Raw genomic sequence first — 1,915 nt, 5'->3', positions numbered from 1 at the left:
TACGGTAGAAGATGTAATCAATGAATGGGCTTCAAAATTAAAAGTACCTTGCATTAAAGAGTTTCCCTATGGGCACGGTAAGCACAATTGCATTCTTCCAATTGGCAAAGTGATTACTTTAGATGCAGATAATACTTGCGTTACAATTAAAAATTAAATAATAAAGAAATAACCACTTGATAAAACTGATGAGCGCATTGTTTTAATAGAGGCATAAATGAATACACAAGAAATACCCAAAGAGTATCAACATATCTCTCCAGCAGGTGCTGAAGTTCGATTGCTGATGAATAATCATTTAGGTGGAATGGCTCACTGTACTTTAAAGGCGGGAACGATTTCCAAGGCAGTTCGACATAAAACGGTATCTGAATTTTGGCATGTCCTTTCTGGGGAAGGTGCACTTTGGCGTAAATTAAATAACGAAGAGAGCATTACTCCTTTAACCGCTGGAGTCAGCATTGATATTCCCTTGGGAGCACATTTTCAATACCGAAGTGATGCAGCAGACTTGGTGTTTATTTGCGTTACTATGCCACCATGGTCAGGCAGTGATGAGGCAAGTTATGTTGAGCATGGTGCCTGGCTTCCCACAGTGGAATAAATAAGATGACTTTAAAATTATCGTTTTTAGAAAATCCAAACCCTGATGATGTTCAAATATTAACGAATGGGATTAAGGAGTACGCCAAACAACAAAGAGGCTTCGAATCCTTAGATTTCTTTGCATGCTTTATTCGTGATGCAGACAATAGCATTGTGGGTGGTTGTAGTGGCGGAACACTCTATGGAGGTCTTCATGTCGATAATCTTTGGGTGAGTGAATCCATCAGACATCAAGGATGGGGAACAAAACTCATGCAAAAGGCATTGAAGTATGGTAATGAGAAAGGCTGTGCTTTTGCAACAGTTAACACTATGGATTGGGAAGCAATAGAATTTTATAAAAAATTAGGATTCAAACTTGAATTTGAGCGGCATGGGTTTCAAAAAAATTCTATTTTTTATTTTTTACGTAAAGAATTTCAAGAAACAACAGACATCGGGCTCTTAAATGCTGATTCAGTCTCCGGCTTAAGTCAAAGCCTAAAATCGCATGTATTAGAATCTGTAGTGAGAGAAGAGGCTGTCTCAATGAACAATGCACTCCATTTTAAATGGGGACAAGGTTGCGATGGATGGTGGTTAAAAAATGAGGGGCAGTTTAGTGTTATTTATGAAACGATGCCTGCTGGAAGTTGTGAGATAAAGCATTATCATCAGAAAACAGAACAATTTTTTTATTGTTTACAAGGACAATTGGTTATTGAGTTTGAAAATTATGAACAGGTGTTGCAGGAACAGGAAGGAATAACTATTAAAGCATGGGCAGCTCATAAAGTGAAAAACAGTTCCGGAAATTTGGTTTCTTTTTTGGTGATTTCATCTCCTAATCTATCCGGGGATAGAGTGAATCTGGAGTCCTAAAATGTCTGTTGAATTGATTATCCGCAAAGCAGTAATTGATGATGCTCAACATCTTCACCCTTTAATGGAGCAATTGGGCTATCCGCAATCGCCTGATGAGTTGCAAAGAAGACTTGAGCTATTTACTAATGAACTGCATTACGGTGTTCTTCTTGCGGAAATTGCTGGAAAAGTTGTTGGTTGGATTGCTTGGTCTAAGAGCTATCTTTTTGTTTCAGAAACAACAAGATTTCATATTGAAGGCCTTGTGGTCGACCAAGGATATCGTAATCAAGGAATAGGTAAAAAGCTTATGATTACTGTTGAGGAATTTGCCAGGCAGTTTAGTCCCTGTATCATTGATTTGACATCGGGACTTAGGCGAGCCAAAGAGGGCTCTCATGATTTTTACAAATCGCTTGGTTATCAGAATGAAGGTCATATGGCAAAACTGTATTTAAGGAAAGTG

The 1,915-nt window shown here is 38.2% G+C and carries 3 protein-coding genes and 1 pseudogene; all 4 read left to right on the top strand.

Features of this window, described 5'->3' with window-relative positions:
• A pseudogene (locus tag Lani_RS20955) lies at nt 1-157 on the top strand (LD-carboxypeptidase); the annotation flags it as partial.
• 60 nt (nt 158-217) lie between these two features.
• The gene (locus Lani_RS16380) at nt 218-604 is read left to right on the top strand and encodes a cupin domain-containing protein (RefSeq protein WP_058388714.1); all 387 of its coding nucleotides are present in this window, start codon (nt 218-220) and stop codon (nt 602-604) included.
• Nucleotides 605-609: 5 nt separating this feature from the next.
• Nucleotides 610-1,467 carry a GNAT family N-acetyltransferase gene (locus Lani_RS16375; protein ID WP_058388713.1) on the top strand — a complete coding sequence of 286 codons (858 nt, stop codon included), beginning with the start codon at nt 610-612 and terminating at the stop codon, nt 1,465-1,467.
• Between the two features lies 1 nt (nt 1,468).
• A partial coding sequence (locus tag Lani_RS16370; RefSeq protein ID WP_058388720.1) for a GNAT family N-acetyltransferase occupies nt 1,469-1,915 on the top strand: 447 nt, incomplete at its 3' end.

It is taken from the genome of Legionella anisa (assembly GCF_001467525.1).
In the GTDB taxonomy this organism is placed as follows: domain Bacteria; phylum Pseudomonadota; class Gammaproteobacteria; order Legionellales; family Legionellaceae; genus Legionella; species Legionella anisa.
The sequence above is the reverse complement of the archived record's forward strand: the minus strand, read 5'-3'. Positions and strand labels throughout refer to the sequence as shown.